Below are 24,072 nucleotides of genomic sequence, written 5' to 3' on the forward strand. Positions count from 1 at the left end.
GTTCAGCCCGCAGCGCTCGCAGGGCTTAGCGGCGGCGGTAGCCGCCCTTGGTCAGTTCGTTACCGATCAGCGCACCGGCGGCTGCACCGCCGATGGTGCCCACAGGGCCGCCAAACAGCACGTTGCCCACGGCACCGCCGGCTACGGCACCTGCGCCGATACCGACTTGCTGACGGCTGGGGCCATGGGCGCAGCCGCCCAGTGCCAGGGCGCCAGTCAGTGCGGCTGCCAGAGTCAGGGCCTTGCCATAGCGCATGGTGAATGTCTTCATGTTCGTATTCCTCTCGTCGTGCTAGTTATGGAAAGCGGTCTGGTCTCTGTGCCCACTCCTGCACATGCGGGAGGCTGGAGACGTCGGACTTTGTTGGCCGGGGGGCCGATGTCGTGATTTGCAATGCACGGCTTGCGGCGACACATCTCTACTGTGCCAGCAGAAATGGCAAGCTGACGTATTGTTGACGTTTAGTTTTATCAAAACTTGTAACAAACTACCTTGAAAAGGCCGGCCTTGTTGCAGTCTGCAAGCAGCTGTGAGTTTGCTCTCAAAAACATGGCGCTCGAGCAAGGGGTGGAGCGTCTGCGGGCTTTGGGGGCGCAGTACATTACTGGCCGGCATACGCCGGTATGCCAATCCATTTTTGAGGACCGTGTTTTGGAAATCATTCAGTTTCTGATCGACTTCATCCTGCATATCGACAAGCATCTGGAAGCCTTTGTCGTGAACTATGGGCCCTGGGTGTATGCCCTGCTGTTCATCATCGTGTTTGTCGAAACCGGTGTGGTGGTCATGCCTTTCCTGCCCGGTGACTCGCTGATGTTCATCGTCGGCGCGCTGTGCGGTGCCGGCTACATGAGTTACCCGCTGGCAGTGGTGGTGCTGCTGGCAGCAGCCATCCTGGGCGACCAGAGCAATTACACGATAGGCCGCTACCTGGGGCCCAAGGTGTTCCAGTGGGAGGATTCGCGCTGGTTCAACCGCAAGGCTTTTGACCAGGCTCACAACTTCTATGAGCGCTATGGTGGCGTGACCATCATCTTGGCGCGCTTCATGCCTTTCATCCGCACCTTTGCACCTTTCGTGGCCGGTGTGGCTCATATGAGCCGTGCCAAGTTCAGCCTGTTCAATGTCGTGGGGGCCGTGCTGTGGGTGGTGGGCATCAGCGCCGCAGGCTACTTCTTCGGCAATATGGAGTGGGTGAAGAACAATCTCGAGAAAATCATCTGGGGCCTGATCCTGGTGCCCGGTTTGATCGCCATCTTCGGTGCCTGGCGCGCCGGCAGGCAGGAAAAGACTGGCAAGCCTGCCTGAGTCAATGATCGGACATGGAGCAAAGGGGCGCGGCAGTCGCCCCTTTTTTTGTTCCTTTGCCTGACAGCTCAGTCGCTCACTTCCACAGGCTTGTGACGCGCTTGCGCAGGCTTTTGAGGCTTTGCACGATGCTGCCAAGGAGCACGCTGTCGCTGCTGGCCTCCTTGTCCTCGGCCACAAGGTGACGGTGGGCCAGTTCGGGGGATATGCGAAAGCGTCCGTGCTCCTTCATCGCCGCAGACACGGCCAGTTGCAGAACGCTCTTGCGCAGTGGCTTGGTGGCAAAGCGAAAGATCTGGCTCGTGTTGATGAGACGGATCACCAGATCGGCATCGCTAGCGCGGGTGAGCATGACGGTATTGATCAGCGGGTAGTGGCGCTTGAGCAGATGCAGAAAGTGGCCCACGTCGCTATTGCCGACGCGTGCCTCGGTGACGAGCACTCCCACATCGTGGCTGGACAGCAGGTCGATGGCCTCTTTCACCGATTCGGCCGTCAGACAGGCGTGGTCCTCGCGCAGCAAATGGGCTATGGCGTCGAGATCCGAGCGCTGGTCGTCGATGATCAGTACCTGCGGGCGTTGCGCAGCCTGTGCCATGAAATCCTGCACGGCCTGATCGGTCGGGACGGCAGCCACTCGCGCCGCGCTGCCGGCCTGGACGGCAGAGGCGATGATCGCCTGGATTTCCGCATGGTCCCAGGGCTTGTTGATAAAGCGAAAGACCTCTCCCTCGTTGACCGAGCCGACAATCGCCGCCAGGTCCGAGTAGCCGGTAAGCAGCAAGCGCATGGCCGACGGCTGCAGCCTTCGCACCTGGGCCAGAAACTCGATGCCAGTCATACCCGGCATGCGCTGATCGCTGACGACCACATCGATCTGCGTGCTCTGCAGGATCTGGAGACCTGCGGCACCTGAGGTGGCTGTGTGGACTTCGTAGTCCTGACGAAAGATCATGCGTAGCTGGTTAACTACGCGCTCCTCGTCGTCCACAAAAAGAATGCAGGGACGCATGTCCATAGTGGATTTCCTCTTGGGTTCGGTTCCTTGGGGCCGCGCTCAGTCTGAAAACAATGCGTCAGCACTGTTTGCTGCCTTTTCGGGTGTTGTGGCGGCATTGCTCAGGGGGAGCAAGATGGTGAAGACGGTGCCGACATCCTTGACGGTGTCTATCAAGATGCGACCACCGTGCTCTTGAATGATCTTGAAGGAAATGGGCAGGCCCATGCCCGAGCCTTGGCCAATGGGCTTGGTGGTATAGAACGGGTCGAAGACGCGGGGCAGCACCTCCTCGGGAATGCCGCTGCCGTTGTCCTGAATCTCGATCAGCACCATATGCTCTTCGGGCGCTACGCTGGTGCGCAGCGTGATGACGTTGGGCGTATCGCGCTCGGGCATGGCATGGGCTGCATTGGTGATCAGGTTCAGGAAGACCTGGTTGACCTGGGACGGCGAGCCCGAGATCTCGGGGACCTGGCCGTAGTCTCTGCGGATCTCGATACGGTTCTTGAGCAGGTTGCGCGCCAGCAGCAAAGTGCTTTCCAGGCCGGCTTCGACCGAGAAATTGGTGATGCGTTCTCGGTCCAGACGGCTGAAGTTTTTGAGATTCAGCACGATCTCGGAAATCTGTTCGATGCCGTGCACGCCATCACCGAGCAGCTTATTCATTTCAAACATCACCTGCTGGTCGCTGAGGTCGGCAGCCAACTGCTCGATGCGCTGGAAATACTGGTTGAGCAACCGTTGGTCGCGCTGCGGCGCTCGCATGGCCTGGGTAAAGGCCTTGCTGTGCTGGCTCAACTCGTCCAAGGGACCCAGCTGGTCGCGCACGATGCTGAAAGTGCTTTTGACATAGGCCAGCGGCGTGTTGATCTCGTGGGCGATGCCGGCCACCATCTGGCCCAGGGCAGACATCTTTTCGGATTGCACCAGCTGGACCTGCGATTCCTTGAGCTCCTGGTGGCTGCGTTCCAGCGCGGTATTGGCCTGGGCCAGCGTGTTGTTGGTCTGGTTGAGCAACTGATAGTTGCGAAACAGTTTCCAGCCTGCAAAAGCCAGCAGCAGCAACAGCAAGGTCGAGTAAATGGCCAGCGCGCGCTGGTAGCCTTGCAGGCCTGTGAGCAATTGGTCGTTTTCTTGCGTGTGGGTGTCGGACAGATCGTCGATAGCCTTCGCGGTCGGCAGGTTTGCCAGCGTCTGAAGCAATTGGTTGCCACGTTCTTGCTGGCGCAGCATGGTGTGGACATGTGCGACAAAGGTGTCGGCCAGTGTCTGCAGATCCAGGCTTTGGGCCAGGGCTTGCAGGGCGGTGGCGTTGTCGCTGATCAACTCGCGCAGCTCCGGATCGGGCGTTTGGGCGTAGCTCATGGAGCTGGCCAGTATCTGGTTGAGCAGCTCTTCGGCGTGCTGTCGCTGGCCCGGGGCCTGCGAGTTATTGCGCAGCGCCTGCGCCAGCTCGGTGGCAGCCTGGGGGAGAAAGCGTGATGAGTTCTGCAAGATCGCGTTTTGCGATTTGAAGTGCTCGATCGACGCAATTTTTTGCTCCATCAGCTCGCTGAAGTGATCGAGCAGCGGACGCATGCGGGAGACGCTCTCATGCCTGCCCAGCCAGTATTCGGCGGTGGTTTCGCTCAACTGCTTTTCCAGCTGTGCGATCAGCGGCAAAGGGCTTGCCACCTGATCGTAGTTGGTGCTCAGGCCGGTCTTGGCGCGTAGCACGTCCACGTTCCAATCCGCGTCTACCTGTTTGAGGTTACGCAGCGTGCTAATGATTTCATTGCTGGCGTTGAGGTTGATGGCGCGGGTCTGCAGCACCAGGAACACCAGTACGGCAATGAGCAGGAGTGCGACCAGTGCATAGGCCCAGCGCAGCGAACCACGCCTGGGTATCGATTTTGTTGTCATGGCGTGTTCAGGGTTCCTGAGCCCAATGCTCCAGCGGCTGGCCATCGAGCTCGCCAGTCAAGGTGTGAAGAAACTTGATGATGTATTTCTTGTCCAGCTCAGGGGCACTGCGGCCGAGCTGGTAGCGGAACATCACATCGACTGCGTCTTCAAGCGTCTTGGCCGAGCCGTCATGGAAGTAGGGGGCCGTCAAGGCCACATTGCGCAGGCTGGGGACCTTGAACACATGCTTGTCATCCGGGTTTTTGGTGACGTTGTAGCGCCCGAGGTCAGCGTCGCTCGGCTGGCCTCTCTGGCTGAAATAGTCACCCATGACGCCAAAGGTCTGGAACATGTTGCCGCCGACATTGACGCCCTGGTGGCAGGCCACGCAGCCATAGGACTTGAACAGTTGGTAGCCACGCAACTCGTCCTGGCTGAGTACGTTCTTGTCGCCGCGCAGGTGGCGGTCAAAGCGCGCGTTGGGAGTGATGAGTGCCCTTTGGTAGCTGGCCAGCGCATCGGCGATGTTGCTGGCATTGATGCCGGTGTTCGGGTAGAGCACCTTGAACTCGGCGCTCAGTGCAGCGTCAGCGGACAATTTGCCCAGCACCTGCGCCCAGGTGGTGTTCATTTCGTTGGGGTCATGCAGAGGGCCTTTCACCTGTTCTTCGAGTGACGCGGCGCGGCCGTCCCAGAACTGACGAAAGTTGTAGCGGCTGTTGAGCACGGTGGGCGTGTTGACCTTGCCCTGCCGTCCCTGTACGCCGCTGGACAGCGCCTGACGATCAGCTCCGCCCTTTTTCACCTCGTGGCAGCTAGCGCAGGAGATGGAGTTGTCGGATGACAGCCTTGTATCGTTGAACAGCTTGCGTCCCAGATCCACCTTGAGCGGGTTTTCCTGCGTACCGGCCGGAATCGGGGTAATCGGCTCCTGGGCAGTAGCCCAGCCACATGTGGCCAAGGCTGCAAGCATACCGAGGAATTGAATTTGGCGGTGAAGGCTGATGGTGGTGGATTGGTGCTCCATCTTTCCTGACTCTCCGGTGCGCCAACCGGCTCCCATGCATGACATATGCGAGTGCCAGATGCAGCAGCGGCAGCGCTGGCGCACGAGGACAAGCAGAGCAGGAGGTACCGGATTGGTAATGGACAAATAGTGGGGGTGCACTGGCCTGTGACCAGACGGCACAGTTGCTGCGCCATCAGGGTTGGATACCCCCTTTTGATTTTTTCTTGCGCTGTTGGGTAGTGGTCAGCGCACTTTTGAGCGATGCCGATGCGTGTGGCAAAGGTCGCTCATTTGAGGGTGGGCACACACTCTTTGGGGTTTGTTCACGCCAAATCAAATGAGTGGTCATTTGTGGCAAAAAATGATGCTGTTTGCTATTTTTTCGTCTTGGCTTAACTGTTTTGCATGTTGTTGTATCTGTGTGCCCGCAGAGCGATCTGCATTTACCCATTTCTTAGTAGATGTGGTTATGCCTTCTGCTCACACCCCGTGCCCACGAAGGGCTCCTGTCGCAGCTCGGCCAAGCCCGCGCCTGTATTCCTAAAGCGCGAGTTTTCAAGGACTCGGTAAAGTCCGAAGGATCACCGTAGAAACACGCAGCTAGCGCTTCTGGCAAAGGTCAGAAATCAACGTTGCTGCGGTTCACTTGCCTGCTGAATTTGAGTATCCATAAGAAATTGCCCGGGATAAATCAGAACTGTCTGAAAAATCTCGTGAACTGCCAAAGGCATTGCCTAAGCTCAGCAGCATGAGCAAGTGAGATCCGTTCGACTATGCCGGGGCTTTCTCGTTGGACATTCAGATCGGATCGAGGTGCTTATTTGCGCTTGCCTACCTCGTTACCGATCAGCGCTCCTGCTGCAGCGCCGCCTACGGTGCCCAAAGTGGAACCAAACAGTGCATCACCGACCACGCCGCCGGCGACGGCGCCGACACCGGTGCCGATCTGGGCATTGGTGGGCGAGGTGGAGCAGCCTGCCATGGCAAGCGTGAAGGCTGCAGACACGGTGATGGCAAGAGTTCGCAGTTTCATGAGGTCTCTCCTGTACAGCTGCCATAGAGGCCAGCTTTCATAAGAACACGTCTTGATCTTGAACCTTTTGCCCTGGCTTTCAGGTAGGAGAGAGGGCCAAGCCTGTGTCATTCAGGCTTGGCGACTGTCATCAAACCGGCTTGCCGGCTGACAGCCAATGCGGCGGTTTTGTGCAAGCGCGCACTTAAACCGATCGGCTGCGTGCCAGGGGCGGGTTGTGCGCGAAGTACTTGCGTATGCCCGTCATCAGGGCATCGGCCAGTTGCTCGCGATAGGCGGCAGAGGCCAGCTTGGCTTCCTCCTCGGGGTTGCTGATGAAGGCCGTTTCCACCAGCACGCTGGGAATGTCGGGCGCCTTCAGCACGGCAAAGCCGGCCTGCTCCACACGGGCCTTGTGCAGCTTGGCCATGCTGCCAATCTCGCCCAGCAGCGAAGTACCCAGTTTGAGGCTGTCCTTGATCTGGGCTGTGGTGCTCATATCCAGCAGCATGCGCTGCACATGCTGGTCCTGCAGTCCGCCCACGTTCAGGCCCCCCACCAGGTCGGCCTGATTTTCCTTGTTGGCCAGCCAGCGTGCGGCCGTGCTCGATGCCCCGCGTTCGCTGAGCGCAAACACGCTGGCACCACGCGCTGCCGGGGTGGTGAAGGCATCGGCATGGATGCTGATGAACAGGTCGGCCTGGACGCGGCGGGCTTTTTCCACGCGTGTGGCCAGGGGCACGAAGAAGTCGGCATCGCGCGTCATGAAGGCCCGCATGGGGCTGCCGCCGATGCGCGAGTTGTTGATGCGTTCGCGCAGCAGATGGGCGACCTTGAGCACCACGTCTTTTTCACGCAGGCCGCTGGGACCGGTAGCACCAGGGTCCTCGCCGCCATGGCCGGGGTCCAGCGCCACGATGATGATGCGGTCCGTGCTTTGCGAGGTGGCAATATTGGGTGCAGGCCTGGGTGCTGGAGCCGGGCGTGGCGCGGGAGCCGGTGGCGGAGGCACGGGAGCCGGTGCCGGAGCCTGGGCAATTACCGCGGGAGCCGGTGCTTGCGCGCTGGGCCGCTGGTTGCGCTGGGCAATCAGGTCCCCCAGAGGGTCGGCCTGGGGCGCTGTCGCAATCGCCGCAGGGGGCGGGGTCGTGATCACGGGATTGTGCGGTGCCGGGGCAGCAGCCGTGCTGCCGGCATCGCGCAGGCGTTCGCTGATCAGGGCTTCCAGCGGATCGACGGCCTTGGCGGGGTAGAGGTCCAGCACCAGCCGGTGCTTGTAGGGAGCAATCGGGGCCAGCGTAAAGACCTGGGGCCTGGCTTCCTGCTTGAGGTCGATCACCAGGCGCACCACGCCGGGCGCAAACTGGCCGACGCGGATGCTGGCGATATTGGGGTCGTCGGAGCGGACCTTGGCCACCAGTTCCTTGAGCGCCGGGTTCAGATCCAGGCCCTCGATGTCGACGGCCAGGCGCGGTGGGCTGGGCACGAAGACCGGCTTGGCCGTCAGCGGAATATCGGATTCCAGCGTGACGCGCGAGTAGTCGGGTGCGGGCCAGACGCGCACGGCCACGATGCTCGCGCCCTGCGCAATATGCTGGCGGCCCAGCAGCAGAACCACGCCGCCTGCCTGCAGCAGATTGCGGCGGGAAAGACCCAGTCGGGAAAGACCCGGCAGGGAAGGGCCCGGTTGGGGCAGGTCCGGAAAAGCCGTGGAGGAAGTTGTTTTGCTCATGCCGTCAATGCTTCAAGCACGGTGCAGCCTGCGGGGGTGCCAGCCTTGAGCGTCACCTGTCGCTGCACATCGTCAATTGCTTCGATATGGATAGCTATATCCGCAACAGGTGTAACCGCTGCAGCCTTTTCGGGCCATTCTGCCAGCTTGAGTCCGGCGCTGGCAAAAATGTCACGAAAACCTGCATCTTCCCATTCACGCGGGTCGTCGAAGCGGTAGAAGTCAAAGTGCCAGATCGAGAGATCGCCGGCCTCATGCGGCTCCACCACTGCATAGGTAGGGCTCTTGATGCGGCCCTGCACGCCCAGGGCGCGCAGCCAGTGACGCACCAGCGTGGTCTTGCCCGCACCCAGGTCGCCATGCAGGGTCACATAGGCGTTGCGCAGCTGTGGCAGGGCGGCCAGTTGCCGGGCAAAGCGCTCGGTATCTTGTTCGCTTTGCCAGAGTATCTGGCGCTGCGCCAGCGCCGATGCGGGCTCGCTTCCTACAATTCGGGGTGTATGTTGAGCAGCAGTCAATTGGTTCCTTTGATGCAAGCCTGGGCTCGCGAGCTGGGATTTTCCCAAATCGGCGTGGCGGGCGTGGATTTGTCCTCGGCAGAACCCGGTTTGCTGCAATGGTTGGCGCAAGGGTTCCATGGCGAGATGCATTACATGCAGGCCCATGGTTTGAAACGAGCCCGGCCAGCAGAATTAGTTCCCGGCACGGTGAGCGTGATTACCGCACGCATGGATTATCTGCCGCGCACGACCGAGGACGGCTGGCAGGCCGTGGAATGGGATCGGCTCAAGCGTCCGGAGGAGGGCATCGTCTCCATCTACGCCAGAGGCCGCGACTATCACAAGGTGCTGCGCAACCGCCTGCAGAAGCTGGCCGAGCGCATTGCACAGGAAATAGGTCCGTTCGGCCACCGTGCCTTTACCGACTCCGCACCGGTGCTGGAGGCCGAGCTGGCCAGCCGCAGCGGCCAGGGCTGGCGCGGCAAGCACACCCTGGTGCTGAGCCGCGAGGCCGGATCAATGTTCTTTCTGGGTGAAATCTATGTGGACTTTGCACTCGAGCCCACCGCAGCAGTCACGGCGCACTGCGGCAGCTGCTCGTCCTGCATCGACGCCTGCCCCACGGGCGCCATCATCGCGCCGCACAAGGTCGATGCGCGGCGCTGCATCTCCTATCTGACCATCGAGCATGCGGGCAGCATTCCCGAGGAACTGCGGCCCTTGATGGCCAACCGCATCTATGGCTGCGATGACTGCCAGCTGGCCTGCCCCTGGAACAAGTTTGCCCAGCCCAGCGTCTTGCCGGACTTCGACGCCCGCGCCGCACTGGCGGGCACGCAACTGGTGCATTTCCTGGCCTGGGACGAAGCCACGTTTTTGCGCGTGACCGAGGGTAGCCCCATTCGCCGCATCGGACATGCGCGCTGGCTGCGCAATGTGGCTGTGGCCCTGGGCAATGCCTGGCGCGAAACCGGAAGGCCCGAACTCAGGGCCGCGCTGCAGAGCCGGGCCGATCATCCCGACCCTGTGGTGGCCGAGCATGTGGCCTGGGCGCTGGCGCAGCGCGCCTGATTTTGAGTGAAATTGGCCTCTATCGCTTACCAAGTAAGCGCAAGAAGCTATCAAATTCAAATACCGATCAGCCAGAGCCCGAAGGGCAGGCTGAGCACGCCAAGCATCGTGGACAGCGACACCAGACTGGCCACAAACGAGCCCTCATAGCCCATGCGCACAGCCAGCACATAGCAGGACGAGGCAGTAGGCAGGCTGGAGAACGCCATCAGCGCAATCGCCTGCGGCTGGTTGAGGTGGAACAGCTGAACCATGGCAAAGGCGATCAGCGGCTGGATGGCATGGCGTATCAGCAGCAGCTCGCTGGCCAGCAGCTTGTTGGTGGCCAGTGCACTGAGCTTGAGGCCGGCGCCAGCGGCCATCAGGCCCAGTGCGATCGAGGCAGCGCCGATACGGGCCACGGGAGCTTCCAGCAGGGCAGGAATCTTCAGTCCGGCGGCATTGAAAAGCAGGGCGCTGACGGTGGCGATGATCAGCGGGTTGCGCATCAGATGCCCGACAAAATGCTGGTCACTGCCACGCGTCATGGGCCAGACCGCGGCCACATTGAATAGCGGCACGGACACGCCAATCAGCACCGAGACATAGAGCAGCCCGTCCGGCCCAGCCAGACGCGAAACCAGCGCCAGCGCGATAAAGGAATTGAAGCGAAACGCCACTTGCGCTGCCCCCGCATAGCTGCGTGCATCGATGCGCCGGCCCAGAAGAGGCAGGTGCGGAAGGCTGTAGGTCAGCGCAATGCCCAGCAGCCCTCCCAGCACACCGGCGGCCAGCAACTGGCTGGCATCGCCCCACTGGATCGGGTTGCGCGTGATGGAGTGAAACAGCAGCACCGGAAACAGCAGGTAGTAGACGAGCTGCTCCACTGCTTGCCAGACGCTGCGGTTGATGGGCGTGAAACGGCACAGTACATAGCCCAGCACGATGAGCGCGAAATCGGGGAAAAGCAGTTCTAGATAGTTCACGGCCTGTAAGCATAGGGCCGGTCATCGGTTTGCTGAGAGAAAGCTGTCGCCAAGTTTCTATGTAGTAGTACTTACTGGCGTCGCTCGGTTCATTCGCGCTGAACGTTGATGCGCTTCAAGGAAATGGTGTGAATCTAGGGTAATTACTGAGAAATCAGGGCTAACAAGAATGTGTCGGGTTTTTTGCGGCACGTACCATCAGCCGTTAATTTCAGAACTCATAAGGAGACCCCTTCATGAATCGTCGTATGTGCGTGGGCCTGACAATGGCTCTGGCAACTGTAGGTTTCTCGACTGGTGTGTTGGCAGAGGCCAACTACCCCACCAAGCCCATCAAGCTGCTGGTGCCCTTTGCCGCAGGCGGCACGACCGACATCATTGCGCGTGTGATCGCCGAGCCGCTGAGCCGGGAGCTGGGTCAGTCCGTGGTGGTGGACAACAAGGGCGGCGGTGGCGGCGTCATCGGTGCGCAGGAAACCGCGCGTCAGAAGCCCGATGGCTACAACCTGGGTATTTCCACCCTGTCGACCATGGCCACCAATCCGGCCATCAACCCCAAGACTCCCTACAACCCGCTGACGGACTTCACGCCCATCATCAACATTGCGGCCACGCCCAATGTGATCGCCGTGAACCCCAAGTTCCCCGGCGCGGCCAGCTACAAGGCTTTCGAGGCTGAGCTCAAGGCCAATCCCGGCAAGTACTCCTATGGCTCGTCCGGCACGGGCGGCATCCAGCACATGCTGATGGAGCTGTACAAGTCGCTGACCGGCATCCAGATGACCCACGTGCCTTACCGCGGCGCGGGCCCGGCGCTGAACGACGCGGTTGCCGGCCAGATCCCCATGATTCTGGACAACCTGCCTTCGGCACTGCCCTTCATCAAGGACAACCGCCTCAAGGCCATCGCCGTGGCCGCTCCCCAGCGTCTGGCCGTGCTGCCTGACGTGCCCACCTTCAAGGAAGTGGGTCTGCCCCAGGTCAATCGCATGGCTTCCTACGGCATTCTGGGTCCCAAGGGCATGGACAAGGCCATGGTCGACAAGATCAATGCCGCTGTGAAGAAGGTGCTGCAGGACCCAGCGGTCAAGAAGCGCATCGAAGACACCGGCTCGCTGGTGGTGGGCAACTCTCCTCAGGAATTCGCCAAGGAACTGAAGGAAGAGTACGAAACCTACAAGCAGGTCGTGGCCAAGCAGAAGCTGACACTGGACTAAGCTGCTGATCTGCTGCCGATGCAGTAGCGGATACCGCAAGCCCGAATTGCCTTTGAGGCCATTCGGGCTTTTTTTTATATGCGAGGTCCGGGACAGGGCGATGAGGTGGGCTGATTTCGGCCCTGAGCAGCCAATCGATACACAAAAACAGGGCCGGCCGAGGGGAAGTCAACCCAAGAAGCGTCAATGTGCTCATTGTCCAAGGCGTTGAGCAAGGTTTGTCGGATGCTTTGCGTCAGATCCTTTATCCATTCATCGGAGGTGTGCATGGCAAGTGAACAAAAGATCAAAGGACCCGCGTCCTACTTCCCTTCAATCGAGAAGGCCTATGGAAAGCCGATCGCGCACTGGCTCAAGATCCTCGATGAGCTGCACGATAAAAAACATATGGAGCAGGTCGCACATCTCAAGCTCGAGCACGGCATCGGTCATGGACATGCGAACGCGCTTGTTGCATACCATAGGGCACAGCCCGGCGCTTGTTAGATGATTCAGGCCGATGCCGCTTCATTGGCGTGTCGTATGGCCATGCAGTGCATATTGCAGTGCATATACCGAAAACCGGGCTTCCAGCCCTGTCTGCCGTTACTTTGGGTGCCCATCTGGACTGCACGCGCCTGATGCGGACTGAGTACCGCTGCCGTCTGCATGGCATGAGATTTCCATATCCATCTGAGCAATGAAATTCAAGAAGGTTCTGCGTGAAGCGTTGCGGTTCTGGCCATCACGGATAGCGATTTCCGATGGGAAGCTCGTGGCTGGTGGCGGAGGTCTGTTTCCGCAACTGTCCGGACAGCTGGAGGTTGCACAAGCTCATGCCCAGGCTTGGAGTGAGGCGCATCAGTTGATGGTCTGGGCGCTCTTCTGCGCCTTGCACAAAGATGCGGTCACGAGCTTCAAAGCGGGCCGAGGCTGGATTGCAAAATCGGATCTCGATATGAGGTATCTGCGCCAGAAGTACCAGGAGAGCCTGTTCGCCAGCGGCAGTCACTACCCACGTCAGATGCTGCGCGCATATAGGCGTGAACTAGAGACCCGGTCGGGATCCAGGCAGTCTCTCAAGCAGGTTCACATCGGCAAGCTGTCGCTTGTGGCTCGGCTTGAACATTGAGTCCCCGGTTCTGGTCGGCTCAGGCGGCGGCTCATGGCCGCTTGCGCCACGGCAGGCGGAGTGGATGGGCTAAAGCTGGATGAGCTCGACCGCATCGTTGAACCGAAGCGCCTCATCAAGAAGGCTTTGCAACGCTACGGCCGCGACAGTGCGATCCGCTAGGTGGTCGATGAAATAGAAACCGTCCGGCTCTATCGCGTAGTTGTAGACCTCGCCCAGCACTTCTGGATTGCTCGGATTTGGCAACCTTCTAAGCAGCGCAGTGGGGTCGTAATTGTCTGGTACGACACATTTGATTTTGTACTCTCGTCCCATGTCTTCCGATCCGTCTTCAGTCAGAGCTTGTCCTGCCTGAGCTTACTCCACGGCGAACTTCAAACATGGCTTGCCTCGAACCCGCGATCTGACCGGTAGCTCCGTATCGCTACGGGCTCGGTTTCAAACCTGCGGACCCTTCACCAGCGTGTACGCTAGCCCCATGTCCGACACTCCTCAAAACTCCCGCAAACCGCAGATTCCCGATGACTGGCCGCAGCCTTTGCCGCAGAGTCAGGATGCGCTCGATCAGTTCATCGATGCCCTGCTGCTGGAGGACGGGCTTTCGCGAAATACCTTGTCCGCTTACCGGCGCGACCTGACGGCGACTGCGCGCTGGCTGGCGCGGCTGCAGCCGCCCAAGGCGCTGGATGCTGCGCTGGAAGCCGATCTGCAGGGCTATTTCACGGCCCGTGTGGAGGGTACAAAGGCCACATCCTCTAACCGTAGGCTGACGGTATTGCGTCGCTACTTTCACTGGGCGCTGCGTGAAAAGCGCATCGCTGCCGATCCCACGGTGCGCATGCTGGCAGCCAAGCAGCCGCCGCGCATGCCCAAGACCCTGACCCAGGAGCAGGTAGAGGCCCTGCTCGATGCGCCAGATGTGGACACTGCACTGGGTTTGCGCGATCGCGCCATGCTGGAGCTCATGTATGCCAGCGGTCTGCGCGTCAGCGAACTGGTGAGCGTGCGCATGCATGAGCTGGACTTGCGCTCGGGCGTGCTGCGCGTGACCGGCAAGGGGCGCAAGGAGCGGCTGGTACCGTTCGGCCAGGAGGCGCAGCACTGGCTGGAGCGCTATCTGAAGCATGCGCGTGCCGCGATTCTGGGAGGACAGCAGACCGAGGAAGTGTTCGTGACCCAGCGCGGCGCGGGCATGAGTCGCGTGATGTTCTGGGTCATCGTCAAGAAATGCGCGCAGATTGCTGGTGTGAACTCGCCGCTGTCGCCACATACGCTGCGCCATGCGTTTGCCACCCATTTGCTCAATCATGGCGCCGATCTGCGCGTGGTGCAGATGCTGCTGGGGCATGCCGATATCTCCACCACCACCATCTACACCCATGTGGCGCGCGAGCGGCTCAAGGCCCTGCATGCCGAGCATCACCCGCGAGGCTGAGGAGGTCTAGGCAGCCGGGCTGCCCAACTGCAGGTGGTAGAGCCCCCAGACGGCGGCGGCAAAGCGTTGCTTGACGGGCAACTGGCTGAGCTCCGGAATCTGATGGGCTGCAACAATGGCCCAGAGCGGGCCCACGCCGCCCATGGCCAACGGCACGCCGTCCAGCTGGGTGGCGATCAGCATGCGCCAGCGCACGGCCTGGGCCAGCGGTATCTGGCTGCGGTAGCCGTCTATGCCCTGCAAGGTCAGTTGCAGGCCGCGCGCCATGGCCTGGCCTACATCCACGCCGGCGGCCTGCAGCACCTGCTCCAGCAGCGGGCCTTGCAGGCTGTGCTCGGCTTCGTCGTATTCAAGCGTGGTCCTGAGCGTCTGCTGCTCCAGGCTGTTGAGCGCATCCATGCCGCAGGACCAGGCTGCATCGAACAGATAGCCATGGATGATCAGCATGCGGTCCGCCACGGCCTGCGGCTTACCGCGATTGGCCTGCACACCGGGGCCGCTGATGGTGAGCACTGCGGGTTGCAGACCATCGAGCACGCAGGTGCGGGAGGCCTTGCGCGCGGCAGCGGCGGGCAGGGACATGGCACCCAGTGCAGCGCCCGCAGCACCGCCTTGCAGCAGCATGGCGCGACGCGATAGAGATTGTTTTTCTGCCATGGGGCGCTTTCTTTGTGGAGATTGCTGCAGTCTAGCGGCAAGCCTTGAGGGCGTCATTGCGATACGTCGATGAAGGCGCTGGCCGACTGGAGTGTTGGTCTATTTGAGTGTTTGAAGTTTTATTTTGATGTTTTCTGTCCAATGAATTGACGAATCGTCGTTCAAATCAACCTGGGAATTCACTTTGGTCAAAAATGCAGGTCTTGATTTTTGGATTTCGAGTGATGACTAACTTTCTGCGTCGCAGCATGCTGACCTGTGCCCTGGCAGCCGTGCTGCCTGCCACCTTGTCCCTGAATGTCCAGGCGGCCGACAAAGCCGACGCGGCTGGCTGGCCCAGCCGTCCCATTCGTCTGGTGGTGTCCTACCCCGCCGGCGGTGTGAGCGATGTGGTGGCCCGTGCGCTGGGTGAAAAGCTGTCGCAGTCGCTGGGTCAGTCGGTGGTGATCGACAACAAGGCCGGCGCGGGTGGCGCGATTGGCCTGGACCAGGTCGCCAAGTCCAACCCCGATGGCTATACGCTGGGCTTTTCGTCCATCAGCCCGCTGACGCTGAGCCCCCATCTGGGCAAGCCGCTGTTCGACCCGCACAAGGATATCGTTCCCGTGGTCAGCGTGATGTACTCGCCCGTGCTGCTGCTGGGCACGACCCGCCTGACTGCCAAGAGCTTTCCCGAGCTGATGACCCAGGCCAAGGCCCACCCCGGCGATGTGCGCTGGGCCACGGCCGGTCTGGCGTCGCTGGGCCACATCATGCTCGAGCAGATTGCCGACCAGGGCAAGGTTCAGATCACCCATGTGCCCTACAAGGGCGGCGGCCAGCAGCTCAATGACGGCCTGAGTGCACAGTTCGAGGTGTTGTCCACGAATGCCGGCCCCGCCGTGATGCAGCACATCAAGGCCGGCAAGTTCAAGGCCCTGGCCGTGGGTGCTCCGGCGCGTCTGGATTCGCTGCCCCAGGTGCCTACGCTGGCCGAGCTGGGTTACAAGAACGCCAACACCACATCGGTCTTCGGCATCTTTGCTCCCGCCGGTGTGCCTGCCCCCGTGCTGGCTCGCCTCAATGCCGAGGTGAACAAGGCGCTGGCGCTGCCCGAGATCCGTCAGCGCCTGGAAGCCACGGACAATGTGCCTACCGGCGGCAAGGCTGCGGACTTCGCCAGGCAGATCGAGGCCGAGTCCAGGTCCAACGCCCAGATCATCAAGGCTGCAGGCATCCAGACCAACTGATCGGGACTGTCTCGCATGAAAAAAGGGCTTGCGGTCACATCGGCCGCAAGCCCTTTTTCGTTGTGCGCAGCAAGCGCACTGACTTCTCGCGAAGCGGATTGGTTCAGATCACACTTCGCTGGCCAGGTTGTCTGCCCAGCTCAGTGCCTGCAGGTGAGCCCAGTTGACCTGGTGGTTGGACAGCTGCAGCGCATTGGCAGCGCGGGCAAAAGCCGCTTCGTCGCCCGACTCGCAGGCGCGCGTCAGATCCAGGAAGGGCGCAAAAACTCCCTGGTTGTGTACCAGTGCATCGACCACGGACTGGGGCAGCGCCACGGATTCAAGGGCCTTGGCCATGGGCAGGCCCAGCATCACATCGAGCAGCGAGAAAACGCCCACGACGAAAGCGTGGTCGCATTCCTCGGGCGGCAGCAGCTCGGCGGTCAGCAGCTCCATCAGGCGGCCGCGCACCACGGCCGTCTGGCCCACAGCCGGCGGTGTGCCGCCGGCGCGTGAGGTGGTCAGCAGCAGGGCCGCCCAGCGGAACAGCTTCTTGAGTCCCAGAATCATCACTGCATGGCGGAAGGAGGTGATCTCGCAGGACAGACCAAAGCCCGAGCTGTTGATGAAGCGCAGCAGGTTGAAGGACAGCGTGGGGTCCTTCTTGAGCAGCTCTTCGATCTCCTCCGTGCTGGCCTGCTGGCGCACCAGGTTGATGAGCTGGATGATGGTGGTCTGGGTGGGGCGAATGGTACGCGCCTGCACAAGCTGGGGCTGGGCGAACCAGTAGCCTTGGAACAGTTTCACGCCAAGGCTCCGCATATGCTCGAACTGCTCGGCCGTTTCAACCTTCTCGGCCACTATCTGGGCGCGTGTGTAGGTCTGGGCAAACTTCACAAGCTTTTCGGCATGCTCGATGCCGAAGCTCTGCATGTCCAGCTTGACGAAGGAGGCCATGGGCAGCCATGACGCATAGTTGCGGCGCAGCAGGTTCTGGTCAAAAGCCAGACGAAAGCCACGCTGGCGCAGGGTCGCAAATGTGGGCAGGCAGGCTTCGATGTTTTCCTGGGTGGCATCGGCGGGCAGGGCCGGGACCTCCAGTACCACGCGGTCGGGGTGAATCAGCTCCAGGTGGCCGCCGCTCAGGCTGTCATGGGTGCAGTTGATGAAAACCGTCTTTTTGCCCACCAGCGCTTCGGCACCGGCATAGGACAGGGCATTGAACAGCAGCGCCGCGTCAGATGCAGCGGTGTGTGCGTTATGTGCAACCGAGCGGTCAAACAGCTCGTAGCCATACACATCCCGTTTTTCATCGACGATTGCCTGGCGCGCAATGCTGGCCATATTGGCCTCGTCCTTGTCTGCAACGGGGCTGGCGGTCGGCGAAGAAGAGTTGGTGTCAGAGGTATCCATGTAGTTATCGCTTGGGTGTGGGGCAAAAGCGCTGTCAGTCGGACAGACACTCCGTCCATCTCAGAGCCTGCAGATGAGCGTGATTGATGTCCCCGTGCTCCAGCTCCAGGCTGCAGGCGCTGCGGTCGAATTGTTCCTGGTCATGACTCTCGCAGGCCTTGGTGAGCATCAGCAGCTCGCCCAGAATGCCTTCATGATGCAGCAGCGCGGCAGAGACCGATTCGGACACCGGTATCAGCGCCAGCGCTGCAGGCAAAGGCATGCCCAGCATGCGGTCCAGCATGGAGAACATGCCGCAGATAAAGGCCAGATCGGCGTCGGTTTCCGTCAGCGAGTGCTTGGCCAGCAGCTCCATCAGACGACCGCGAATCACGGCGGTCTGGCCCACGGCTGGTGGCGGGCCGCCTTCACGGGCCGCCGTCAGCAGCATGGCCGCCCAGCGGAACAGCTTGTTCAGGCCGAGCAGCATCACGGCCTGCTTGAACGAGGTGATCTTGCGATGGGCGCCAAAGCTGGCCGAATTGATGAGGCGCAGCAGGTTGAAGGCCAGGGCGGCGTCCTTCTTGAGAACTTCCTCGATCGCATCGGTGCTGGCCTGCTCGCGCACCAGCGTCAGCAACTGGATGATGCTTTGCTGCGTCGGGGTCAGAAGGCGGGTCTGCATCACCGTGGGGCGGGCAAACCAGAAACCCTGGAAAAGCTCGATGCCCAGGCGCTGCCCCAGCTCATGCTGGTGGGCACTTTCGACTTTTTCGGCAATCAGCTCGGCGCGGGTGTGGCGGTTGGCAAACTTGACCAGCACCGTGAGCTGGTCCGGTGCCAGCGTGGAAAGATCGAGCTTGATGTAGTCGGCCAGCGGCAGCCAGGCCGAATACACAGACTCCAGCACCGTGTGGTTGAAGGCCAGATGAAAGCCCTGGTCCTTGAGTGCCAGCAGCGTGGGCAGGCGGGTTGCCACCTCATGCACGGCGGCATGGCCCAGAGGGGGGATCTCCAGCACTACCTTGTCGGCCGGCAGCAGCTCCAGGTGCTCGCCGGTCAGGCCTTCGTGAGTGCAATTCACGAACATGAGCTTGGTGCCGACCAGATCTTCCTCTCCTGCATGCGTGAGGGCCGCAAAGATCAGCGTCGCGTCTGAGGCCATGGTGTGACCATAAGGCGAGCGCGAGCGGTTGAACAGCTCGTAACCAATGATTTGCTGCAGCCCGTTGACGATGGGCTGGCGTGCAATCATGCCTTTGGACAGGTTGCGCGGCGAGGCGAATGCCGTGTCCTCTATGGTTTGTTCACTCATTGCTGCATGACGTCTGTGTGAGAAATGGTTGGCTGTGCCGGTTATTGTAAGAACGAGCCGATCATAGTGTCAGCTTCGTGCGTTCAGATCGTTTGTGCCAACAACTTCGGCTCGCGGGTCTTGCTTGCCGATGGTTCTTGATTCGAGTCAAGAAAAAATACCTAGATCTGTTGCAGCCAGGCGATCTCGGTTGCGGTGAAGCCTGCGGCTCGGCGTGCCTTCTCATTGAAGGGCGGGCGCAGGCGTGGCGCTTCATGGCGCTTTGTCAGCTCCAGGTACAACGACTCGGGCTCCAGGCTGTTCTTCTCGCACAGCCAGCGATACCAGTGATTGCCTATGGCCACATGGCCCACTTCTTCGCGCAGGATGATGTCCAGAATGTCGCAGGCCGCCAGCGCATCGGGCGCATGGGTGTTGCGCAGCTTGTTCTGGATTTGTGGCGTGGCGTCCAAGCCGCGCGCCTCCAGCGTTCTTGGAACCAGAGCCATGCGGGCCACGATGTCGCCTGCCGTTTTTTCACACATGGTCCAAAGGCCCTGGTGGGCCGGGTGGTCGCCATAGTCCTGTCCATGGTGCTGGCGCAGGTGGTCGCGCAGCAGGCGGAAATGCTTGGCTTCCTCGGCGGCCACCTGCAGCCAGTCGTGGTAGTACTGCCCGGGCATGCCGTCGAAGCGCCAGACGGCGTCCAGTGCGAGGTTGATGGCATTGAACTCGATATGCGCAATGGCATGGATGAGCACGGCCCGGCCTTCGAGGGTGGCAGGCGAGCGGCGCGCCACGGCCGTGTGGTGCTTGAGCTCGGGCCGGGTCGGTCGGCCGGGAAGCTCGGATTCGGGGATGCGCAGTGTCGGTGCTGTTTCTGCTATCGAATAGAGAGCTTTTTGTGCATGCAGATCAATGGCTGCAGCAGCTTTTTCCTCTGGGTCTGCAAGGCACAAGACCTCTAGCGCGCGATGACGTAACTCCATCCCTACAATTCTAGGTTCTATAAAGAGGCAACCCACAGGGAGACAAGCAGATGGCAATTTACGAACTCGACGGCGTTGCGCCGCAGATCGACGAGAGCGCCTGGGTGGCCGACAGCGCCGAGGTCATGGGCCGCGTCAAGCTGGACAAGGACGCCAGCGTCTGGTTCGGAGTCGTCATCCGCGGGGACACCGAAAACATCAGCATCGGCGCGGGCTCCAACATCCAGGATGCCAGCGTGCTGCATGCCGATTTCGGCAAACCGCTGACGGTGGGTTGCAATGTGACGGTTGGCCACCAAGTAATGCTGCATGGCTGCTCGATTGGCGATGGCTCGCTTATCGGCATCGGTGCTGTGGTGCTCAACGGCGCCAGGATAGGCAGGAACTGCCTGGTGGGCGCAGGCTCGCTGGTGACCGAGGGCAAGGAATTCCCCGACGGCTCCATGATCCTCGGCAGCCCCGCCAAGGTCGTGCGCCAGCTCTCGCCCGAGCAGATCGAAGGTCTGCGCCAGAGCGCCAGGAACTATGTTGAAAATGCTCGCCGCTTCAAGCGCGGCTTGCGCAAGCTGGGCTGAGGGCCCAGCTTTTTACCGGAATCGATTAGCGTGTCTGAACTGCATAAATTCATTTTTGACGGCCTGCCCGTGCGTGGTGCCATTGTTCGCCTGACTGACTCCTGGCAGGAAATCCTGCAGCGCCGTGCCGGCAACAAGGATACCGGCGCCTACCCCGAGGCCGTCAGCACCTTGCTCGGCGAGATGACGGCGGCTGGCGTGCTCATGCAGTCCAACATCAAGTTCAATGGCGCGCTGGTGTTTCAGGTCATGGGTGACGGCCCGGTCAAACTGGCCGTGGCAGAAGTGCAGTCGGATCTGAGCCTGCGTGCCACGGCAACGCTGGTGGGAGAGGCCAATCTGCCCCTGCGCGGCCAGCTGGCCCCGCTGGCGGAGCTGGTCAATGCCCATGGCGCGGGCCGCTGTGCCGTCACGCTGGACCCCAAGGACCGCCAGCCCGGCCAGAACCCCTATCAGGGCGTGGTGCCGCTCAACGATGGAGCCGGCGGCCGCTTCGAGCGCCTGTCGGATGCGCTGCAGTTCTACATGATGCAGTCCGAGCAGCTCGACACCGTGATGGTGCTTGCCGCCAATGACCAGATCGCTGCCGGCCTGATGCTGCAGCGCATGCCTGTGAAGGGCGAGGCGAATCTGGCTGCAGCCACCGAAAGCGGCGAGGCCGAGCACGATGCCCAGGGCCTGAACGAGGAATACAACCGCGTTGCCACGCTGGCCTCCAGCCTGACGCAGCAAGAGCTGTTGACGCTGGATGTGGAGACCATCTTGCGGCGCCTGTTCTGGGAGGAGAAGCTGCTGCGCTTTGCTCCTCAGGCCGACGAGCAGGCCCCGCGTTTCGCCTGCACCTGCAGCCGTGACCGAGTGGCCGCCATGCTGACGTCGCTGGGCGAGGAGGAGGTGGACTCCATCGTGGCCGAGCGCGGCAAGATCGAAGTGGGCTGCGACTTCTGCGGTCAGCAATACCAGTTCGACGCCATCGATGCGGCGCGTCTGTTCACCGAAGTGCAAAAGCAGCCGCCCAGCTCCAGCTCGGTGCAGTAACTGGACATTGTGCTTGCGGCTATTGATCTGCGATTGTGGTGGAGACACCCAGCAAGGACTCAGGCCGGGGCAGCGCAGCTGTCTTCCAGCTCAGAAGAGATAGGTGATAGGGCGCGAGGCGCCTCAAGGGGCGCTTTTCAAGGCCTCGAACAGCGCCAGTTCGCACTCGGGGTCGCCGCATTGCTCGCAGGCTTTGCGGCGTATTTTCTGGCTGGAACTCCAGGGGTTCTGGCTTGAAATCCAGTCCCAGTCTGCGGCCGGTTCTATGAATTTCAAAGAGGCAGCCAGTTGCTGCCATTGGGCAGAAGGTCTGCCGTACAGCATCACATAGCTCTGCGAGCGTGCTTGCAGCAGCGCACGCCATCGGCTGATCTGCTCAGCGATGGCGGGGTCCGGGTCGGCATCGCGCCAGTCCTGGCCCAGCACATAGACCAGGGCATGGGCCGGCCATTCGTCGCCGGCTGCAGGTGCACTGCATTGCCAGGGCGTGACATGACCCGCATCCAGGCGGGCCTGCAGCAGGCCATGCGCCATGCCGCGTGCCAGGGCATGAGGTGCACCCAGCAGCACCAGAGTGGGTGCAGGAACAGCAAAGCCAGCTCGGGGCTGGCTTTGAGGCAGAGCGGGCGCCGGCTCAGCGCTTGGAAACCTGAATATAGATTTCATTGGGTTTGACCATGCCCAGCTCGTAACGGGCCTTTTCTTCCACGGTGGACAGGCCGTCCTTGAGGTCGTTGACCTCGGACTGCAGTCTGTCGTTTTCCGATTTTTCGAGGGCGTTGGCCGCGTACTGATCATTGATCTGCTGCTGCAGCTCGTGCACATAGGCCATGCTGCCATTGCCCAGCCAGAGCTGGGCATGAATGGCGGTCAGCAAGACCAGCAAAGTGACGCAGACGACGCGGTTGACCATAGAAAAGGTGGCTTAAAAGTAGCTTGTTAGCAAGAGACACCGGGCAAGGGCCGCCCCGCAGCAAGGGTGTCGTCCCCCCTAAGGGGGGAAGGTGCGAAGCGGCTCAGGGGGGCTCTTGTTTAGCGCAGGTTGTAGAAGGCAGCGCGGCCGGGGTACTCGGCGACATCGCCCAGGTCTTCCTCGATGCGCAGCAGCTGGTTGTACTTGGCGATACGGTCGGAACGGCTCATGGAGCCGGTCTTGATTTGACCAGCATTCAGGCCCACGGCGATGTCGGCAATGGTGCTGTCTTCGGTTTCGCCAGAGCGGTGCGAGATCACGGCGGTGTAGCCGGCGCGCTTGGCCATCTCGATGGCGGCGAAGGTCTCGGTCAGGGTGCCGATCTGGTTGATCTTGATCAGGATCGAGTTGGCGATGCGCTTTTCGATGCCTTCCTTGAGGATCTTGGTGTTGGTCACGAACAGGTCGTCACCCACCAGCTGAACCTTGGCGCCCAGGCGCTCGGTCAGGATCTTCCAGCCATCCCAGTCGCCTTCGTGCATGCCGTCTTCGATGGAGATGATGGGGTACTTGTCGCACCAGCCGGCCAGCATGTCGGTCCACTGGGTCGAAGTCAGCGTCATATTGCCTTCGCCGGCCAGCACGTACATGCCGTCCTTGTAGAACTCGGATGCTGCGCAGTCCAGGCCCAGGGCGATTTGCTCGCCGGGCTTGTAGCCGGCCTTTTCGATGGCTTCGATGATCAGCTGGATCGCGGCTTCGTGGTTTTCCACGGAGGGTGCGAAACCGCCTTCGTCGCCCACGGCGGTGGACATGCCATTGTGGTGGATGATGGCCTTCAGCGCGTGGAAGACTTCGGCGCCCCAGCGCACGGCTTCACGGAAGGTGGGGGCACCCACGGGGATGATCATGAACTCTTGCAGGTCCAGCGAGTTGTTCGCGTGGGCGCCGCCGTTGATCACGTTCATCATGGGCACGGGCAGCTGCACGCCGCCCATGCCGCCGAAGTAGCGGTACAGGGGCAGGCCGGCTTCTTCGGCAGCGGCGCGGGCCACGGCCATGGAGACAGCCAGCATGGCGTTGGCGCCCAGGCGGCTCTTGTTGTCGGTGCCGTCCAGGTCGATCAGGGTCTTGTCCAGGAAAGCCTGCTCGGAAGCGTCCAGGCCCAGCACGGCTTCGGAGATTTCGGTGTTGATGTGCTCAACAGCCTTCAGGACACCCTTGCCCAGGTAACGGCTCTTGTCGCCATCACGCAGTTCAATGGCTTCGCGCGAGCCGGTGGATGCGCCCGAGGGCACGGCGGCACGGCCCATCACGCCGGATTCCAGCAGCACGTCGCACTCAACGGTGGGGTTGCCGCGGCTGTCCAGCACTTCGCGGCCTACGATGTCAACAATGGCACTCATTGCATTTCCTTTGGGTTTCTGAAATCGGTACGTGCAGGCTGACTTCTTTCATGAAATCACGCCCAAGCGCTTGTGCATTAAGCGCAAGCTGCTATCAAAATTGTGAAGCCGACTCTTCTCCACATGCTGCGCGCGCGCCGTGCACGCGACGAGTATGGAAGAGGCTGCGGCGGCTATTGTGCACAAATTTGGTGGGCCGCTTTTGCCTTGACGTGTTGCAGCAGTCGAATTTCTTGCGCAAGACGTTTCTGTGCAAGCATTCGGACACAAAAGCGGATACAAAAAAGGCATGACGCCACGCTTTATCGTGTCGGTCATGCCGGGGTGCATCATCTGCTCAGGCGCCGGTGCCCGT

The 24,072-nt window shown here is 61.1% G+C and carries 25 protein-coding genes; 9 read left to right on the top strand and 16 right to left on the bottom strand.

From position 1 onward, the window contains the following. Window positions 1-25 precede the first annotated feature (25 nt). On the bottom strand, window positions 26-271 hold the full coding sequence (locus tag DFO48_RS07925) for a hypothetical protein (protein ID WP_003057754.1): 246 nt from the start codon (window positions 269-271) through the stop codon (window positions 26-28). Between the two features lie 381 nt (window positions 272-652). Here DFO48_RS07925 and DFO48_RS07930 point away from each other — a divergent pair, with 381 nt between their 5' ends. Next, window positions 653-1,309 carry a DedA family protein gene (locus DFO48_RS07930; protein ID WP_114863127.1) on the top strand — a complete coding sequence of 219 codons (657 nt, stop codon included), beginning with the start codon at window positions 653-655 and terminating at the stop codon, window positions 1,307-1,309. 76 nt (window positions 1,310-1,385) lie between these two features. On the opposite strand, the gene DFO48_RS07935 is transcribed toward DFO48_RS07930, so the two are convergent. The 6 genes from DFO48_RS07935 to tsaE form a co-directional block, all read right to left on the bottom strand. Further along, the gene (locus DFO48_RS07935; protein ID WP_114863039.1) at window positions 1,386-2,327 is read right to left on the bottom strand and encodes a response regulator; all 942 of its coding nucleotides are present in this window, start codon (window positions 2,325-2,327) and stop codon (window positions 1,386-1,388) included. Window positions 2,328-2,366: 39 nt separating this feature from the next. Then, window positions 2,367-4,211 carry a DAHL domain-containing protein gene (locus DFO48_RS07940; RefSeq protein WP_114863040.1) on the bottom strand — a complete coding sequence of 615 codons (1,845 nt, stop codon included), beginning with the start codon at window positions 4,209-4,211 and terminating at the stop codon, window positions 2,367-2,369. Window positions 4,212-4,218: 7 nt separating this feature from the next. Next, window positions 4,219-5,220 (bottom strand): cytochrome-c peroxidase, encoded by a 1,002-nt coding sequence (locus DFO48_RS07945; RefSeq protein WP_114863041.1) that lies wholly within the window; start codon window positions 5,218-5,220, stop codon window positions 4,219-4,221. Between the two features lie 799 nt (window positions 5,221-6,019). Continuing rightward, entirely contained in the window at window positions 6,020-6,235 is a 216-nt protein-coding gene (locus DFO48_RS07950) for a glycine zipper 2TM domain-containing protein (RefSeq protein ID WP_003064466.1), read from the bottom strand. 184 nt (window positions 6,236-6,419) lie between these two features. Beyond that, a complete protein-coding gene (locus DFO48_RS07955; protein ID WP_199406962.1) occupies window positions 6,420-7,946 on the bottom strand; it encodes an N-acetylmuramoyl-L-alanine amidase in 1,527 nt (508 codons plus the stop codon). Continuing rightward, entirely contained in the window at window positions 7,943-8,464 is a 522-nt protein-coding gene (gene tsaE, locus DFO48_RS07960) for a tRNA (adenosine(37)-N6)-threonylcarbamoyltransferase complex ATPase subunit type 1 TsaE (protein ID WP_003076413.1), read from the bottom strand. Before tsaE ends, DFO48_RS07955 begins: the two co-directional genes overlap by 4 nt. Before the next feature lie 12 nt (window positions 8,465-8,476). On the opposite strand from tsaE, the gene queG reads away from it, so the two are divergent. Beyond that, on the top strand, window positions 8,477-9,517 hold the full coding sequence (gene queG / locus DFO48_RS07965) for a tRNA epoxyqueuosine(34) reductase QueG (protein WP_114863042.1): 1,041 nt from the start codon (window positions 8,477-8,479) through the stop codon (window positions 9,515-9,517). A gap of 56 nt (window positions 9,518-9,573) precedes the next feature. Here the strand turns inward: queG and DFO48_RS07970 are convergent, their stop codons facing one another. Further along, window positions 9,574-10,482, bottom strand: a complete 909-nt coding sequence (locus tag DFO48_RS07970) for an AEC family transporter (protein WP_114863043.1) — start codon at window positions 10,480-10,482, stop codon at window positions 9,574-9,576. A 236-nt stretch (window positions 10,483-10,718) separates the two neighbouring features. Between DFO48_RS07970 and DFO48_RS07975 the strand changes: the two genes are divergently transcribed. The 3 genes from DFO48_RS07975 (at window position 10,719) to DFO48_RS07985 (ending at window position 12,810) form a co-directional block, all read left to right on the top strand. After that, window positions 10,719-11,699: a tripartite tricarboxylate transporter substrate binding protein BugE gene (locus DFO48_RS07975; RefSeq protein WP_034348933.1), complete on the top strand. Its 981-nt coding sequence runs from the start codon at window positions 10,719-10,721 to the stop codon at window positions 11,697-11,699. Window positions 11,700-11,966: 267 nt separating this feature from the next. Then, window positions 11,967-12,185, top strand: a complete 219-nt coding sequence (locus tag DFO48_RS07980; RefSeq protein WP_080569867.1) for a DUF4287 domain-containing protein — start codon at window positions 11,967-11,969, stop codon at window positions 12,183-12,185. Between the two features lie 193 nt (window positions 12,186-12,378). Further along, window positions 12,379-12,810 carry a hypothetical protein gene (locus tag DFO48_RS07985; protein WP_114863044.1) on the top strand — a complete coding sequence of 144 codons (432 nt, stop codon included), beginning with the start codon at window positions 12,379-12,381 and terminating at the stop codon, window positions 12,808-12,810. A 69-nt stretch (window positions 12,811-12,879) separates the two neighbouring features. Here DFO48_RS07985 and DFO48_RS07990 read toward each other — a convergent pair whose 3' ends face one another. Further along, window positions 12,880-13,125, bottom strand: a complete 246-nt coding sequence (locus tag DFO48_RS07990) for a hypothetical protein (protein WP_003076402.1) — start codon at window positions 13,123-13,125, stop codon at window positions 12,880-12,882. 163 nt (window positions 13,126-13,288) lie between these two features. On the opposite strand from DFO48_RS07990, the gene xerD reads away from it, so the two are divergent. After that, window positions 13,289-14,245: a site-specific tyrosine recombinase XerD gene (gene xerD, locus DFO48_RS07995; protein WP_003076399.1), complete on the top strand. Its 957-nt coding sequence runs from the start codon at window positions 13,289-13,291 to the stop codon at window positions 14,243-14,245. 6 nt (window positions 14,246-14,251) lie between these two features. Here xerD and DFO48_RS08000 read toward each other — a convergent pair whose 3' ends face one another. Continuing rightward, the gene (locus DFO48_RS08000; RefSeq protein ID WP_114863045.1) at window positions 14,252-14,902 is read right to left on the bottom strand and encodes a molybdopterin-dependent oxidoreductase; all 651 of its coding nucleotides are present in this window, start codon (window positions 14,900-14,902) and stop codon (window positions 14,252-14,254) included. A 224-nt stretch (window positions 14,903-15,126) separates the two neighbouring features. Here DFO48_RS08000 and DFO48_RS08005 point away from each other — a divergent pair, with 224 nt between their 5' ends. Then, the gene (locus DFO48_RS08005; protein ID WP_003076395.1) at window positions 15,127-16,131 is read left to right on the top strand and encodes a tripartite tricarboxylate transporter substrate binding protein; all 1,005 of its coding nucleotides are present in this window, start codon (window positions 15,127-15,129) and stop codon (window positions 16,129-16,131) included. A 108-nt stretch (window positions 16,132-16,239) separates the two neighbouring features. On the opposite strand, the gene DFO48_RS08010 is transcribed toward DFO48_RS08005, so the two are convergent. The 3 genes from DFO48_RS08010 to DFO48_RS08020 form a co-directional block, all read right to left on the bottom strand. Then, window positions 16,240-17,523, bottom strand: coding sequence for an EAL and HDOD domain-containing protein (locus tag DFO48_RS08010; RefSeq protein WP_003076394.1), 1,284 nt, complete (start codon window positions 17,521-17,523; stop codon window positions 16,240-16,242). A 34-nt stretch (window positions 17,524-17,557) separates the two neighbouring features. Next, window positions 17,558-18,817, bottom strand: a complete 1,260-nt coding sequence (locus DFO48_RS08015) for an EAL and HDOD domain-containing protein (protein WP_114863046.1) — start codon at window positions 18,815-18,817, stop codon at window positions 17,558-17,560. A gap of 161 nt (window positions 18,818-18,978) precedes the next feature. Continuing rightward, window positions 18,979-19,785, bottom strand: coding sequence for a ferritin-like domain-containing protein (locus DFO48_RS08020; RefSeq protein WP_114863047.1), 807 nt, complete (start codon window positions 19,783-19,785; stop codon window positions 18,979-18,981). Between the two features lie 50 nt (window positions 19,786-19,835). Here DFO48_RS08020 and DFO48_RS08025 point away from each other — a divergent pair, with 50 nt between their 5' ends. Both DFO48_RS08025 and DFO48_RS08030 read left to right on the top strand, forming a co-directional pair. Next, on the top strand, window positions 19,836-20,360 hold the full coding sequence (locus tag DFO48_RS08025) for a gamma carbonic anhydrase family protein (RefSeq protein ID WP_114863048.1): 525 nt from the start codon (window positions 19,836-19,838) through the stop codon (window positions 20,358-20,360). Window positions 20,361-20,390: 30 nt separating this feature from the next. Then, window positions 20,391-21,398: an Hsp33 family molecular chaperone HslO gene (locus DFO48_RS08030; protein ID WP_003076386.1), complete on the top strand. Its 1,008-nt coding sequence runs from the start codon at window positions 20,391-20,393 to the stop codon at window positions 21,396-21,398. Between the two features lie 123 nt (window positions 21,399-21,521). Here DFO48_RS08030 and DFO48_RS08035 read toward each other — a convergent pair whose 3' ends face one another. The 3 genes from DFO48_RS08035 to eno all read right to left on the bottom strand — a co-directional run bounded on the left by DFO48_RS08035 (window position 21,522) and on the right by eno (window position 23,717). Next, a complete protein-coding gene (locus DFO48_RS08035; RefSeq protein WP_233506348.1) occupies window positions 21,522-21,968 on the bottom strand; it encodes a hypothetical protein in 447 nt (148 codons plus the stop codon). A gap of 64 nt (window positions 21,969-22,032) precedes the next feature. Next, on the bottom strand, window positions 22,033-22,311 hold the full coding sequence (locus DFO48_RS08040) for a septum formation initiator family protein (RefSeq protein WP_003076383.1): 279 nt from the start codon (window positions 22,309-22,311) through the stop codon (window positions 22,033-22,035). A gap of 119 nt (window positions 22,312-22,430) precedes the next feature. Further along, window positions 22,431-23,717: a phosphopyruvate hydratase gene (gene eno, locus DFO48_RS08045; protein ID WP_003057720.1), complete on the bottom strand. Its 1,287-nt coding sequence runs from the start codon at window positions 23,715-23,717 to the stop codon at window positions 22,431-22,433. Between the last annotated feature and the right edge of the window lie 355 nt (window positions 23,718-24,072).

Origin of the sequence: Comamonas sp. AG1104 (assembly GCF_003350425.1) — a bacterium.
GTDB lineage: Bacteria > Pseudomonadota > Gammaproteobacteria > Burkholderiales > Burkholderiaceae_C > Comamonas > Comamonas testosteroni.